Here is a 14,088-nt window from a genome sequence, read left to right as displayed (position 1 = left end):
ATTTAATGGCGAGGCGCCGAATTCAACTTGCCCAGCAAATTCGAGGTAAGTCAGAAGCGCGCGACGGCGGTCGGGTCGGTGGCCTCGGGCATCGTCGAGAACGATCCGCCGAGACGTGGCTGGCTTTACGCCTTAAATGAGGCCTCAACTGTGCTGATAGCCCATCGCGGGGGCGGGGGGAGGCGCGGTTTCACGCCACTCCGGGGCGTCGCTCTCACTTGCGTTCGGATGAGACGGTTCGGCCGTTACTGTCGCACACCAGATGAGCAAACCGACCAGTAAAAACTTCTACACCCGCTGAGGTGCGCGTTTAAAACGCCGAAGTTGTTGCTCCGGCCGAAAAGCGTGGTGTACGGTTTGTCCGCAGTCGCGGGTCTGTAGATTCACAACTCGCACGACCGCCAAAGCGTTGATTGCAGGAGGATTTGCGGCCCATGACAGGTGCCAGCGCCGATGCTGTCGACAGGGTGCTCACGAGGCCGGGAGTGAGGTGCTAGTGGCCACCAAACAGTGGGACGTCGCAAAACCGCTTCGCCACCTCGGTGACTTCTTCGCGTTGTCGATGGACACCGTGGTGCAGATGTTCAAACCGCCGTTCGCGTTCCGCGAGTTCGTGGAGCAGACCTGGTTCGTCGCCAGGGTGGCGGTGGTGCCGACCATCATGATGGCGATTCCGTTCCTGTGCCTGACGGTGTTCATCATCAACCTGCTGATCCTCGAGCTGGGTGCGGCCGACGCCTCCGGCGCGGGCGCCGCTCTCGGGGCTGTCCTCTATATCGGACCGATCGTCACGGTGCTGGTCATTTCGGGGGCCGGCGCCACCGCGATGTGCGCGGACCTGGGTTCACGCACTATTCGCGAGGAGATCGACGCGATGCGGGTGCTCGGCCTGGACCCCGTGCATCGGCTCGTGGTGCCGCGGGTGCTGGCCGCCACGGTGGTGGCGACCATGCTGACCTCGCTGGTGGTCGTGGTCGGCTTGTTCTTCGGCTTTCTGTTCTCGGTCTTCCTACAGGGAGTCAACCCCGGCGCGTTCGTGTCCAGCCTGTCGCTGCTGGTCGGGATACCCGAGTTGGTCATCGCGGGAGCCAAGGCCGTGATGTTCGGCTTCCTCGCCGGCCTGATCGCCTGCTACAAGGGCCTTTCGGTGGGGGGTGGCCCGCAGGGCGTCGGCACCGCGGTCAATGAGACCGTCGTCTTCACCTTTATTGTGCTGTTCCTGGTCAGCACCATCATCACGGTCGTCGGCGTGAAGGCGACGCTGTGAGCGCTCCGGCACGACACTTCCTGCCACGGCTGCAGCACAGCACCAGACCGCTGGTCGGTTTCTGGAACCAGCTCGGTGAGCAGATGCAATTCTTCGGCAGGACGCTGGTGGGCACCAAGGACGTCTGGGTCCACTACAAGGTCGAGATGCTGCGCCAGATCGCCCAGATGAGCCTCGGCATCGGCGCGATGGCGCTGATCGGCGGCACGATCATCGTGGTGGCGTTTCTGAGCACCCAGGTCGGCTCGCTGGTGGCGATCCAGGTGTTCGGCACGCTGGCCAACATCGGCATCGAAGCGATGACCGGGTTCGCCTCCGCCTACATCAACACCCGGTTGGCGGGTCCTGCAATCGTCGGAATCGCGCTGTCGGCGACGATCGGCGCCGGCGCCACCGCACAGTTGGGCGCGATGCGTATCAACGAGGAGATCGACGCCCTAGAGGTGATCAGTATCCGCACCATCCCCTTTCTGTGCTCCACCCGCCTGGTCGCCGGCGTCGCGTTGTCGATCCCGTTGTGCTGCTTCGGGTTGATCGCCGCGTGGACGGCGACACGCCTGGGCACCGTGGTGTCCTACGGGCAGTCCTCCGGCGTCTACGACCATTACTTCTCGACGTTCCTCAACCCCATGGACGTCTTCGTGACACTGCTGCAGACCTTGTTGATGGCCACCATCGTGATGTTGATCCACACCTACTACGGCTACACCGCCACGGGCGGTCCGGCGGGTGTCGGCGAAGCAGTCGGAAGGGCGGTGAGGGCCTCGCTCGTCGCGGTCATCCTCGTCGTGTTGTACGTCGCAATGGGCATCTACACGCAGGCCGGCGGCCTGAACATTTCGGGATAACAACATGGCGAAACGACAGATACGCGCCGGTGACACCCGCCTCCGCCCCGGCTGGTGGGCCCTTTTTGCGGTGCTTGTTGCGGTGGTTGCCCTGGTGGTGCAGGCCGTGCTGTTCACGGGCGCCTACAAGACCGGCATACCGGTCACGATCAAGTCGGAGCGGTCCGGTCTGATCATGGACCCGGGCAACGACGTCAAGCTGCGCGGCCTGGTGGTCGGGGAGGTCGAGGGCGTCGACCCGGACAACCCGGCAGCAAGCTTGCGGCTGAAAATTTACTCCGATCAGGTCAAGTACATCCCCGCCAACGTCGAAGCCGAGATCAAGGCGACCACCGCGTTCGGGGCGAAGTTCGTCGACCTCATCGTTCCGGACGACCCCAGCCCCGCACATCTGGCCAAGGGAGCGGTGCTGACCGCCCGCAACACCGCGACCGAGATCAACACGATCTTCGAGAATCTGACCGAGATCCTCGCCCAGATCGACACGGCCAAGCTCAACGCGGTGCTGTCGGCGTTCGCCGACGGTTTCCGCGGCCAGGGTGAGGCGTTCGGCGAGGCGATCACCGCGGGCAACGAGGTGCTGCTGGAACTGAATCCGCGCGCCGAGACCATCCGCGAGGACTGGCAGGCCTTGGGTCGCTTCAGCGAAACCTACAGCGCGGCCGCCGGCGACATCATCGAGGTGCTCGACGCACTCAGCACCACCAGCGAAACGATCACCGAGCACGAGAAGCAACTCGACGCGGTACTGCTGAACGTCGCCGGGATGGCCCGCAGCGGTATCGATCTGCTGGCTCCGTCCAAGGACAACTTCATTCGCACCATCAACGCGCTGGAATCCACCACCAGCCTGTTGATGAAGTACAACCCCACCTTGACGTGCACGTTCGTCGGAGGCAAGAACGTCATCGACTTCGGGTTCGCCGACATCGCAGGCGGCAAGACCGGCAAGTCGGTGCTTCTCGACGTGGCGCTGCTGTTCGGCGACGACCAGTACAAGTACCCCGACCATCTGCCGATCATCGGGGCCAGGGGCGGGCCCGGCGGTAAGCCGAGTTGCGGCTCGCTTCCCGATGTCGCGCAGAACTACCCGATGCGTTACCTGGTCACCAACACCGGGTGGGGCACCGGCCTGGATGTGCGTCCCAACCCGGGCATCGGGTTCCCGGGGTACGAGAACTTCTTCCCGTACACGCGGGCGAACGGTCAACCGCCGACGGTGAACCGCATCGGGCCGCCGGCGCCGGGGCCCATCCCGTATCCGGGCGCACCGCCCTACGGTGGGCAGCAGTACGCGCCCGACGGAACACCGCTGTATCCGGGTCTCCCGCCGGCGCCGCCACCTGGCGCGCCGAAAGAGGGCGGGCCCCGGCCGGGCACCGAGCCGTTCGTGCCGCCACATCCCGCGCAGATGCAGCCGGTGCCGCCCCCGCCCATCCCGCCCGGCCCCGTCACCCCGTCCCCGTGACCGTTCCGCAGATGAGAAGGCTGACAATGAAGGACCGCCACCATGGGTAGCCTGCGAGGCAATCTGGTGCGCATCGGCATTTTCGTGTCGGTGTGCCTGCTGGGTTGGGCCTTGATGGTCGCCGAATTCGGTGAGATCCGATTCGGCGGACAGTCGACGTATCGGGCGCAGTTCTCCAACGTCACGGGGCTGGAGTCGGGCGACTTCGTGCGCATCGCCGGGGTGGAGGTCGGCAAGGTCAACAGCACCGAGGTCCAGGACGACGGGTCGGTGCTGGTGGGTTTTGCCGTGGACGACTCAGTGGTGCTGACCCAGGGCAGTCGGGCGGTCATCCGCTACGAAAACCTGCTCGGCGACCGGTTTCTGGCGCTCGACGAGGGCACCGGCGGCACCGAGAGGCTGCAGGCGGGCTCGACCATGGGGTTGACCCACACTCAACCCGCCTTCGACCTCGATGCGCTGATCGGCGGGTTCCGCCCCCTGTTCAACGCGCTGGATCCCGACGATGTCAACGTGCTCACCGGCCAGCTGATGGCGGCTCTTCAGGGACAGGCGGGGACCATCGGTTCGTTCCTGAATCAGACTGCCGCGCTGACCAATACCTTGGCCGACCGGGACCAGTTGATCGGTCAGGTGATCGTCAACCTCAACACCGTGCTGGGTTCGCTGGGAGACCAGCAGGATCAGTTCGGCAAGGCGGTCGACTCGTTGTCGGAACTGGTTTCGGCACTGCGGGAACGCAAGGAGGACATCGCCAACGGCGTGGCCTACGCCAGCGAGGTCGCCGGGTCGGTCGCCGATCTGATGCAGCAGACCCGGCCGTCGATTCAGAAGGTCGTCACCGAAGCTGATCGGGTCGCGGGCACCATCGTCGCTGACGCCGATTACGTCAACAACCTGCTCGATACGCTGCCCGAGTCCTACCGGATCCTGAACCGGCAGGGTCTCTACGGCGACTTCTTCAGCTTCTACCTGTGCGACATCGTGCTCAAGCTGAACGGAAAGGGCGGGCAACCGGTGTATGTGAAGGTGGCCGGCCAGAGCTCGGGGAGGTGCACGCCGAGGTGAAGTCCTTCCAGGAACGAAATCCCTTGATTATCGGCCTCATTGGAGTGGCGCTGTTCATCGGTACCGCGCTGGCGGCAGTGAACTACGACAAGCTGCCGTTCTTCTCACGAGGTAACACGTACTCGGCGTACCTCGCCGAGGCCAGTGGTCTGCGCCAGGGTGCCGACGTCCGCGTCAGTGGTGTGAAAGCCGGCAAGGTGGAAAGCCTCAAGCTCGACGGCAATCAGGTGCTGGTGGAGTTCAAGGTCCTCGACAGCATCCGAGTCGGCGACCGCAGTGAGGCGGCGGTGAAGACCGACAGCGTCCTGGGCGCCAAGATCCTCGACATCACGCCGCGTGGTGAGGGCCGCCAATCGGGACCGATACCGCTGGCGAGGACGACGCCTGCTTACCAACTGCCCGACGCGCTCGGCGATCTCACCGCCGCGATCAGCGGATTGGACACCGATCAACTGTCGGATTCGCTGGCGGTACTGGCGGAAACATTCGCCGATACCCCGCCCGATGTGCGGGCTGCGGTGGAGGGAGTCGGCCGGTTCTCCAAGACCCTGGCCGATCGCGATGCCGAGTTGCGTGGCCTACTTTCCAACGCGGACAAGGCCACAACGGTGCTCGCCGAGCGCAGCGACAACATCGTGCAACTCGTCCACGACACCAACCAACTGCTCACCGCTCTGCAGAACCAAAGTGCCGCACTGGATCAGTTCTTCGAGAACATCTCGGCGGTGAGCCGGCAGCTGGACGGATTCATCGCCGAGAACCGCGCCGAGCTCAAGCCCGCGCTGGAGAAGCTCAACGGGGTGCTCGCGATCGTCGACAACCACCGGGCGGAGGTGCGCCAGGCAGTCCTGGGCCTCAATCGGTATGCGTTGGGGTTGGGCGAATCGGTCGGCTCCGGTCCGTTCTTCAAGGCCTACGTGGTCAACTTGCTGCCCGGCCAGTTCGTTCAGCCGTTCATCGACGCGGCGTTCTCCGACCTCGGACTGGATCCCAACGTGCTGGCGCCCACCGAGCGCGCCGACCCTCAGGTCGGCCAGCCGGGCACGCCTGCGCTGCCGGTGCCGTTCCCGCGCACCGGTCAGGGCGGGGAACCGCGGATGACGATCCCGGACGCGATCACCGGGAATCCCGGCGATCAGCACTGCGGGCCGCCCGGCATCGCGTTGCCCGGACCCGGGTGCTATCCGTACCGCGAACCGCTACCCGCCCCACCGGCCGGTGGTCCGCCGCCGGGTCCGCCGGCTGTCGCGCCGCCGGGCCGGGAAGACACACCTGTTCCGCCGACGCGAGTGCTGATGCCCGCGCCCGGTGAGCCGCAGTCGAATGTCCACGGCTCCGGCTCCGGCTCCGGCTCCGGCTCCGGCGCTGGCGAAGCCACCGCAGGGGGAGACCGATGAACATGAGATCTCGTCCAGCACGCATCGGCCTGGCCGCGGTGCTGGTGGCGCTGTTGGTAGGCGCCGTGGCAGTGGTCAACTTCGGCCCAGCCGCGCAGCGCTACACGCTGGTCGGCTACTTCGCGAACAGCAACGGCATCTACGAGGGCGACGACGTCGTCATCCTCGGGGTGCCCGTCGGCACGGTGCAGAAAATCGAGCCGCAACCGCTGAGCACCAAGATCACCTTCACGGTCGACAAGAACTACAAGGTGCCCGCCGATGCCAAGGCGGTGATCTTGTCACCGGCGCTGGTGACGGCGCGCTCCATCCAGTTGGTGCCGGCCTACACCAACGGCCCCGCGCTGGAGGACGGCGCGGTCATCCCGCAGGAGCGCACCGCGGTGCCGGTCGAATGGGACCAGTTCCGAGCGCAATTGGAGCGATTGACCGACACGCTGCAGCCGACCGAACCCGGTGGTGTGAGCACGTTGGGTGCTTTCATCGACACCGCCGCGGACAATCTGCGCGGCCAGGGCGCCAACATCCGGGAAACGCTGATCGAGTTGTCGGCGGCGTTCTCCGCGCTGGGCGACAACAGCGAGAGCCTGTTCGGCACCGTGCGTAACCTCGCGATCCTGGTCTCGGCGCTGGAGTCCAGCGACGACGTGCTGCGCCAACTCAACCGCAACCTGGCTTCGACGACCCGGTTGGTCGTCAACGACCGCAACGAGATCGGCACCGCGGTCCACGACCTGGCCGCCGTCGCCAACGACGTGCGCACCTTCGTCGCGGAGAACCGCGACACCCTGGGCACCACGTCGGAGAAGCTGGCCGGGGTGTCGGAGATCTTGACCGAGAACCTCGAGGACATCAAACAGTTGCTGCACGTGGCGCCCAACGCGTTCCAGAACTTCATCAACATCTACCAGCCCGCGCAGGGCACTTTGACGGGCGCGTTGGCCTTCAACAACCTCGCCAATCCCATCCAGTTCCTCTGCGGCGCAGTGCAGGCGGCCTCTCGACTCGGCGCCGAGCAGTCGGCGAAGCTGTGCGTGCAATACCTCGCGCCGATCGTCAAGAACCGTCAGCTCAACTTCTTCCCGCTGGGTCTCAACCCGTTCGTGGGTGCCACCGCCCGGCCCAACGAGCTCACCTACAGCGAGGACTGGCTGCGGCCGGACTACATCCCGCCGTCGGGTTCGGATTCGACGTTGCCGGCCGAGGCCGGGACGCAAGCCGAGCACGGCACCGGTGCTGGGGGGCCGCTACCCCCGCCGGGCAATGTCTTCACGAGATTCGGTGAGCCGGCCAACCCGTTTCACGGTCAACCGCCGTTCGTGCCCCCTCGGCCTCCGGACCGGGTGCCGCTGAACCCGGGTGACGCTCCGGCAGTGCCCGCAGCCACAGATCCGGCCGCCGGGCTGGAAGGATTGATGGTGCCGCAGGGAGGTGGGCAATGACCCGAATCCGCTGCAGGGGCGGGGTTCTCGTACTCGCCTTGGCTGCGCTGCTGACGCTGTCCGGCTGCGGGTGGCAGGGGCTCAACGCGCTGCCGATGCCGGGCACCGAAGGCCGCGGATCCGACGCGTACACGATCCAGGCGCAACTGCCGGAGGTGGTCAACCTCAAGGCGAATGCGCGCGTGCGGGTCGGCGACGTCACGGTCGGCAACATCACCAAGATCGAGCGTCAGGGCTGGCACGCGCTGGTGTCGATGAAACTGAATGGCGACGTGGAGTTGCCGGCCAACTCGACCGCCAAGCTGGGCCTGACCAGCTTGCTGGGGTCGCTGCACGTCGAACTGGCCCCGCCGGTGGACGAGCCGCCACAGGGCAGGCTGCACGACGGATCGTTGATTCCGCTGTCGCATGCGGGCTACTACCCGACCACCGAGGAGACCCTGAGCGCGCTGTCGATGGCGATCAACAACGGCGGTGTCGGGCGGATCGGCGAGATCACCATGGAGCTGAGCAAGGCGCTCGACGGCCGGGCCGACGATCTGCGAAGCCTCATCGAGCAACTCGACCTGTTCGTGGCCTATGTCGACGACCAGAAGGACGACATCATCTCGGCCGCCGACAGCCTGAACAACCTGGTCGGTCAGATCGCCGATCAGAAGCCGGTCGTCGACCGGGCGCTGAAGACCGTTCCCGACGCGTTGTCGGTGCTGCGCGACGAGCGCGAGGTTCTGGTCGACGCGGTCGACCAGATCGGCAAATTCAGTGCACTGGCGGCCGATTCGGTCAACCAGACCAAGGAGAACCTGGTCAAGGAGCTCAGGGATCTGGGTCCGGTGCTCGAATCACTGGCCAACGCGGGCCAGGACCTCACCCGCTCCCTGGACTTCTACGCCACCTTCCCGTTCCCCAAGCCCACACTGAGCAAGTGGCTGCGGGGCGACTACGCCAACTTGACGGCCGTCGTCGACCTGACGCTGAGTCGTCTGGACGCGTCGTTCTTCACCGGCACCTTCCTGGAAGGCGAGCTGACCGAGCTCGAACTGCAGTGGGGCAGAACGATCGGCCAGATGCCCAGCCCGTACACGGCCCGCAACCCACTGGTCGTTCCATATCATTTCCACGAGGAACCCTGACATGCACCTGACAAGGCGGATTCGGATCCAGTTGCTCGTGGTGGCGGTGGTTGCCCTGACAGGTATCGCGATCATGATGTTCGGATACCTCAAGGTCCCGTCGCTCTGGTTCGGTGTCGGCAAGTACACGATCACCGCACAGCTGCCTGAGACCGGAGGTCTCAACCCGCGCGGAAACGTCACCTACCGCGGTTACAAGGTCGGCCAGGTGAAGTCGGTGCGGTTGTCCGACAACGGTATCGAGGCCGAGTTGTCGTTGAACTCCGATGTCAAGATTCCCGCCGACGTCACCGCCGAGGTGCACAGTGTCTCGGCGATCGGCGAGCAGTACATCGATCTGATTCCCCGCAGCGAGGACGGTCCCGCCCTGCGCAACGGTGACATCCTGGCGTTGGGGCAGACCACTGTGCCGCCGAACATCAGCACGCTGTTGGATGCCACCAACAAGGGACTGCAAGCGATTCCGCAGGACACCCTCAAGACCGCGATCGACGAGGCGTACACGGCCTTCGGCGGGTTGGGTCCGGAGATCAGCCGCTTCCTCAAGGGCGCCAGCGCGCTGGCGGTCGATGCGCGGGCCAACATCGACGAACTGACCACCCTCATCGACAAGTCCAAGCCGCTCCTGGACTCGCAGAGCGACACCTCGGGCGCCGTTGCGGCGTGGGCGGCCAACCTCGCGACGGCCACCGGCCAGCTGCGCGACCACGATGCCGAGGTGGCCACGTTGCTCAACGAGGGCGCACCGGCCGCCGACGAGGTGCGGGCGTTGTTCGACGAGTTGCAGCCGACATTGCCGGTGGCGTTGGCCAACCTGGTCTCGGTGGCCGAGGTGGCCACCGTGTACCGGCCAAACCTCGAACAGCTGCTCGTGTTGCTACCGCAGGGCGCAGCGATCGTCCAGGCCGTCGGCGTGCCCAACCGCAACACCAAGCAGGACTACCCGGGTGCGTTCCTGAGCTTCAACCTGAACCTCAACCTGCCGCCCGCGTGCACCACCGGCTTCCTGCCCATCCAGCAGCAGCGGGCCGCCGCCCACGAGGACTATCCGCCGGTGCCCGACGGCGACATGTACTGCCGGGTGCCCCAGGATTCTCCGTTCAACGTCCGCGGTGCACGCAACACACCGTGTGTGGACAAGCCGGGCAAGCGTGCGCCGACCGCCAAACTCTGTGAGAGCGACGAGAATTACGTGCCGCTCAACGACGGCTACAACTGGAAGGGCGACCCGAACGCGACGCTGTCCGGGCAGAGCGTTCCGGCACCGCGTGACCCGGCCGCGCCCGGTGCCGGCCTGCCGGATCCGGCGCCCACACCGCCGATCGCGGTCGCCGAGTACGACCCGGCGAGCGGACAGTACGTCGCCCCGGACGGGCGCACCTATACCCAGAGCAACCTGGCGGCCAACGCCGGCGAGCGCAACTGGCAGGACTTGCTGATACCGCCGAACGGCAACTGACGTGGGCTCCCGGTGGCTCTGATGGGCCACCGGGAGATGGCGGATGTCGACGTCTAAAGGCCCTAAAAGGTGGCCTGGACGGGTCCGAGGTTTGTGCAGCGCGATGTGAACGAGCCCAGGATGTGTTGGGAGCACACCTTGCCGGTGGCGGTGAACACTCCGTCGGCCGGTGTCGGGGGAACGATGACTTGCACGGTGTTCCACCCCGGCTTGCTGTCGCACATGTTGTAACCGGTCGCCGTCGTCAGACACACCACGACATCGGTCGGCTGTGCAGGTGTCACGCAACTGGTCGTGGTCACTCTCGCTCGGACAGCATTACCGCCGCCGGGCAGCACCACCAGTTCGGGTCCGGACAGGGCTCCCACGCATTCGATCGGTTGCGCGGTCTCCTCGACCGGTGTGGCCGACGCTGACGCCGTGCCACCGACGATCGCGCCTGCTATCGCTGCGGTGAGCAACGTCGACAGATACAGCGAACTGCGTAAGCTCATCATCGAATTCTAGCCTCTGCTCGGTTGGGGGACAGCCGCTTTGAACTCGGCGATCAGGCCGTCGACGGTGGTCAGGCGGCCGAGTACGGCGATCGTGTGATCCAGTACCTGATCCCCGTATTCCGCCGGGGTTCCGCCGACCGCGTCCCGGGCGACGGTCAGAGCGAAACCCGCCTGGGTGAGGTGCCCGGCGGTGAAGGGCAGCGCGAGGTTCAGCGAAACCCCGGCGAGAATCACGGTGCGGACACCGAGGCCGCGCAAGACCGGCAGGAGTTCGGAGTCCAGGGTCGGAAACAGCCCGTGATGACGCGGCAATACCAGATCGGTGTCTTCGAGAAGTTCAGGGATGACCTGGGTTTCGGGCGTACCGGGGGCCCAGTTCACGGTCGCGGGTCCCAGCACCCGCCAGAGCCGCGCCGTGCCCGGGTGCTCGCCACCGAGCGAGCCCTCGTAGGTGGCGTGAACCACCCGCACCCCGGATGCCCTTGCGGCGTCGAGCAGGCGACGCAGGTTGTCGATCAACCCTGCGCTGTCGCCGGCGAGCACGGGTAGCACCGAGTCCGGTCCCAGCACGCCGTTCTGGCATTCGACGCACAGGACGGCGGTTGTGGTGTTCATAGCGCGTTCGCTCATTGGTCAGTAGCGCAGAGGTAGCCGGTCGAGGGCGAAGGTGTTGGCGGGGAAGACGATCTCGGGTTCGTAACCGGGCGCGAGTTCGAACTCGGGTACCCGCTTGAGCCACTCACCGATCACCAGCGTGAGTTCCATGCGGGCCAGATGGGATCCGAGGCACCGGTGTGGTCCGCCGCCGAATCCCCAGTGTGCGTGCACCTTGCCGTCCATCACCACGTCGTTGGTGGAGATGGCGTCGCTGTCGTCGCGGTTGATCGCCGCCAGGCACAGCCGCACTTTGGTGTTGGCGGGTAGTTCGACGCCGCCGATGGTCAGGTCCTCGGTGACGACCCTGGGCACGATCGGCGCCGGGGGCTCCAGCCGGACGATTTCCTCGACGAATACCTTGAGCTCATCGGGGTTTTCGCGCAGGGCGCGCCGAAGTTCCGGGTTTCGGGCCAGCTCGAGCAGTGCGAACCCCATCGAGGAAGTGACGGTGTCCAACCCGGCGAGAACGAAAAGAAAGCTCAGCCCGATGGCCTCGGCATCGTCGAGCGGGTCATCGCCGGTGAGCACGTTCGACAGCAGATCGTTGCGCGGATCCTGCCTGCGTTCGTTGATCGCCTCCGAGACGTAGGCGACCAGTTCCAGCGCGGGGGTGAGGTCGGCGCCTTCCATCGAGGGCAGTTCGGACAGCGCGATGACGTTGTCCTTCCAGGCGATCAGGCGGTCGCGGTCCTGCAGTGACAGCCCGAACAGGGTCAGAAACACCTGTGACGGGTAGGGAATCGCGATGTCGGCCATCGCCTCGCATTCGCCCTTGGCGGCCGCGGCATCCACGATCTCGATGGCTTGGCGCTGCAGCGACGGGAGCATCTCGTTGAGCGTGTGCGGGCTGAAGAACGGTTGCAGGATCTTGCGGTACCGGGTGTGTTCGGGCGGGTCGAACGAGATCGGGACGAGCGGCAGCGGGCTGCCCAGTTCCTCGAACGCCTTCTTCGAAGAGAACAGTTGCGGGTTGCGCAGGGCGGTCAGGACGTCGTCGCGGCGGGTGATGTAGTACCACCCGTCCATGAACACCACGGGCCCGGCATCACGCAGCTTCTTCCACCCGACGCCTCGGTCGCCGGCCATCGGCAACGTGGCCCACTCCAGCACAGGGATCTCGGCGTTGACGGCTTGAACTTCCTGGTGAGTGCCCATCGGTCTCCCTCAGTCCTCTAGAACGCCGAGCGGTGCAGGCCACCGTCGACTTCGATCCATGCCCCGGTGATGTAACCGGCGGCCTCCGAGCACAAGTAGGTGATCAGCGACGCGATCTCGTGCGGTTTACCCATCCGCGCCGCCGGGACGCGGGCCTGTTCGAGCATGAACTCGCGGCGCTGCTTCTCGGTGCTCGCGCCGAAATGGCTCTGTAGGTACGCGATAGAGTTGTCGGTCTCGATCCACCCGGGCGCCACCGTGTTCACCGTGACGCCGTCGCGGGCGTACTCGTCGGCAACGGTCTTCAGCATGCCGATGGTGGACGGCCGACTGGTATTGGCCACCGCATGGTGGATGTTTCCGGCTGGCTCTTTGGCGGTTCCCGAACCGATGTGGACGAACCGGCCCCAGCCCGCCTCCCGCATACCGGGCAGCACCGCCCGCAGCAGATAGATCTGGCTCATCGTGTGCGCTTCGAAGGACTCCCGGTACACGTCGAGGTCCTCGATGTCGGCGAAATCGCCCGGCCGCTGATACTTGGCCTGCCCGACGGTGATCAGCGGTGGTCCGAACTCTTCGCCGACCTGCCGGACCCCGTCCTCGATCTCGTCGCGCCGGGTGACGTCGGCGCAGATCCCCAGCGCGGTGCCGCCGGCTTCGGTGATCGAGGACACCGCGGTGTCCACATCGGTCTTGGTTCGCGCCAGCACCGCGACTCGGCACCCCTCGGCGGCAAGCATTGTGGCGACCTGGAAGCCGATGCCCTTGCTGCCGCCGACGACCAGCGCGGTCTTGCCCTCGATCCGATAGTCCACCGGTTTGCCCTCAGCGCCTGATGTCCATACCGGCGTCGACCTTGAGCAGGCTCCCGGTAAACGACCGGCCGGCGTCGGAGATGAGGAACAGGATCGCGTTGCTGACGTCCCTCGGTTCGATCATCGGCAGATCCGGCAGCGCGGTCTGCATCGCGTTGACCAGGTGTGGCATCTCCTCGATCACCTTGAAGAGCGCGGGGTTGTCGGTGACCATCGGGGTCGCGCAGTTGGTCGGCGCCACGGCGTTGACCCGGATGCGTTCGGGCGCCAGCCAGTTGGCGTACGCCCGGACCAGTCCGGTGATGGCCAGTTTCGCCATTCCGTAGGCGTCTGTACCGCCGCGACCGTCGGTCAGGTCCAGCAGCGCCGCCATCGAACTGGTGGCGACGAGGTTGCCGCCCTGGCCGCGTTCCCGCAGGTGCGGGATGGCGACCTGGAAGGTGTTCCACACGCCGATCTGCATGATGTCGATGCCCAACCGCAGCGCTTCGGAGGCGTCGCGCTCATCGGCGTTGGTGAGGATGACCCCGGCGTTGGCGATCACCGTGTCGATGTGGCCGAACTTCTGCACGCCGGCGTCGAAGGCCGCCTGCAGGGCTGCCTTGTCGCGGACATCGGCCTTCTCGAAATGCATGCCCTGACCGGTCTTCTCGACCAATCGGGCGGTCTCCTCGAGATCCTCCAGGGTGCCCATCTTGTACGGCACCACGTCGAGGTCTTCGCAGATGTCGACGCCGACGATGTTCGCGCCTTCTTCGGCGCACAGCTCCGCGTGCGAACGCCCCTGCCCGCGCGCGGCCCCGGTGATGAATACGACCCGGCCGTCGAGAACGCCCACCGACTACTCCCTTGTTCAACCCAATGGTGTGCGCGCGGCATCGC

The 14,088-nt window shown here is 65.8% G+C and carries 13 protein-coding genes; 8 read left to right on the top strand and 5 right to left on the bottom strand.

Going from position 1 to position 14,088, the window contains the following annotated elements; genetic code table 11:
- Nucleotides 1-562: 562 nt before the first annotated feature.
- Genes ABQE89_RS15710 through ABQE89_RS15675 form a run of 8 tightly spaced genes read left to right on the top strand, consistent with a single transcriptional unit; the run spans nucleotide 563 to nucleotide 10,082 of the window.
- Nucleotides 563-1,267 (top strand): MlaE family ABC transporter permease, encoded by a 705-nt coding sequence (locus ABQE89_RS15710; RefSeq protein WP_448418397.1) that lies wholly within the window; start codon nucleotides 563-565, stop codon nucleotides 1,265-1,267.
- A complete protein-coding gene (locus ABQE89_RS15705) occupies nucleotides 1,264-2,115 on the top strand; it encodes an ABC transporter permease (RefSeq protein WP_448418132.1) in 852 nt (283 codons plus the stop codon). The genes ABQE89_RS15710 and ABQE89_RS15705 overlap by 4 nt, the downstream gene beginning before the upstream one ends.
- Nucleotides 2,116-2,119: 4 nt before the next feature.
- A complete protein-coding gene (locus ABQE89_RS15700) occupies nucleotides 2,120-3,583 on the top strand; it encodes an MCE family protein (protein WP_448418130.1) in 1,464 nt (487 codons plus the stop codon).
- A gap of 42 nt (nucleotides 3,584-3,625) precedes the next feature.
- Nucleotides 3,626-4,651 (top strand): MCE family protein, encoded by a 1,026-nt coding sequence (locus ABQE89_RS15695; RefSeq protein ID WP_448418128.1) that lies wholly within the window; start codon nucleotides 3,626-3,628, stop codon nucleotides 4,649-4,651.
- Nucleotides 4,648-6,048 carry an MCE family protein gene (locus ABQE89_RS15690; protein WP_448418126.1) on the top strand — a complete coding sequence of 467 codons (1,401 nt, stop codon included), beginning with the start codon at nucleotides 4,648-4,650 and terminating at the stop codon, nucleotides 6,046-6,048. Before ABQE89_RS15695 ends, ABQE89_RS15690 begins: the two co-directional genes overlap by 4 nt.
- Before the next feature lie 2 nt (nucleotides 6,049-6,050).
- A complete protein-coding gene (locus ABQE89_RS15685) occupies nucleotides 6,051-7,490 on the top strand; it encodes an MCE family protein (protein ID WP_448418124.1) in 1,440 nt (479 codons plus the stop codon).
- On the top strand, nucleotides 7,487-8,623 hold the full coding sequence (locus ABQE89_RS15680; RefSeq protein ID WP_448418122.1) for an MCE family protein: 1,137 nt from the start codon (nucleotides 7,487-7,489) through the stop codon (nucleotides 8,621-8,623). Before ABQE89_RS15685 ends, ABQE89_RS15680 begins: the two co-directional genes overlap by 4 nt.
- 1 nt (nucleotide 8,624) lies before the next feature.
- A complete protein-coding gene (locus ABQE89_RS15675) occupies nucleotides 8,625-10,082 on the top strand; it encodes an MCE family protein (RefSeq protein ID WP_448418120.1) in 1,458 nt (485 codons plus the stop codon).
- A 62-nt stretch (nucleotides 10,083-10,144) separates the two neighbouring features.
- Here the strand turns inward: ABQE89_RS15675 and ABQE89_RS15670 are convergent, their stop codons facing one another.
- From ABQE89_RS15670 to ABQE89_RS15650, 5 genes are read right to left on the bottom strand one after another with little or no spacing between them, the layout of a single operon-like run.
- Nucleotides 10,145-10,576, bottom strand: a complete 432-nt coding sequence (locus ABQE89_RS15670; RefSeq protein ID WP_448418118.1) for a hypothetical protein — start codon at nucleotides 10,574-10,576, stop codon at nucleotides 10,145-10,147.
- Between the two features lie 9 nt (nucleotides 10,577-10,585).
- Nucleotides 10,586-11,194 (bottom strand): cysteine hydrolase family protein, encoded by a 609-nt coding sequence (locus ABQE89_RS15665; RefSeq protein ID WP_448418116.1) that lies wholly within the window; start codon nucleotides 11,192-11,194, stop codon nucleotides 10,586-10,588.
- 18 nt (nucleotides 11,195-11,212) lie between these two features.
- Nucleotides 11,213-12,391: a cytochrome P450 gene (locus ABQE89_RS15660; RefSeq protein WP_448418114.1), complete on the bottom strand. Its 1,179-nt coding sequence runs from the start codon at nucleotides 12,389-12,391 to the stop codon at nucleotides 11,213-11,215.
- A gap of 17 nt (nucleotides 12,392-12,408) precedes the next feature.
- Complete coding sequence (locus ABQE89_RS15655; protein ID WP_448418112.1) at nucleotides 12,409-13,206, bottom strand: SDR family oxidoreductase; 798 nt, start codon at nucleotides 13,204-13,206, stop codon at nucleotides 12,409-12,411.
- Nucleotides 13,207-13,216: 10 nt separating this feature from the next.
- Complete coding sequence (locus tag ABQE89_RS15650) at nucleotides 13,217-14,044, bottom strand: mycofactocin-coupled SDR family oxidoreductase (RefSeq protein WP_448418110.1); 828 nt, start codon at nucleotides 14,042-14,044, stop codon at nucleotides 13,217-13,219.
- Nucleotides 14,045-14,088: the final 44 nt, after the last annotated feature.

The sequence above is a fragment of the Mycolicibacterium sp. XJ1819 genome (assembly GCF_053483675.1).
This window is presented reverse-complemented; position numbering and strand designations above follow the sequence as displayed.

Coding starts and splice junctions, on each gene's coding strand:
- ABQE89_RS15700 (WP_448418130.1), top strand. CDS start 2,120: ATGGCGAAACGACAGATACGCGCCGGTGACACCCGCCTCCGCCCCGGC.
- ABQE89_RS15675 (WP_448418120.1), top strand. CDS start 8,625: ATGCACCTGACAAGGCGGATTCGGATCCAGTTGCTCGTGGTGGCGGTG.
- ABQE89_RS15660 (WP_448418114.1), bottom strand. CDS start 12,391: ATGGGCACTCACCAGGAAGTTCAAGCCGTCAACGCCGAGATCCCTGTG.
- ABQE89_RS15670 (WP_448418118.1), bottom strand. CDS start 10,576: ATGAGCTTACGCAGTTCGCTGTATCTGTCGACGTTGCTCACCGCAGCG.
- ABQE89_RS15695 (WP_448418128.1), top strand. CDS start 3,626: ATGGGTAGCCTGCGAGGCAATCTGGTGCGCATCGGCATTTTCGTGTCG.
- ABQE89_RS15680 (WP_448418122.1), top strand. CDS start 7,487: ATGACCCGAATCCGCTGCAGGGGCGGGGTTCTCGTACTCGCCTTGGCT.
- ABQE89_RS15710 (WP_448418397.1), top strand. CDS start 563: ATGGACACCGTGGTGCAGATGTTCAAACCGCCGTTCGCGTTCCGCGAG.
- ABQE89_RS15685 (WP_448418124.1), top strand. CDS start 6,051: ATGAGATCTCGTCCAGCACGCATCGGCCTGGCCGCGGTGCTGGTGGCG.
- ABQE89_RS15665 (WP_448418116.1), bottom strand. CDS start 11,194: ATGAACACCACAACCGCCGTCCTGTGCGTCGAATGCCAGAACGGCGTG.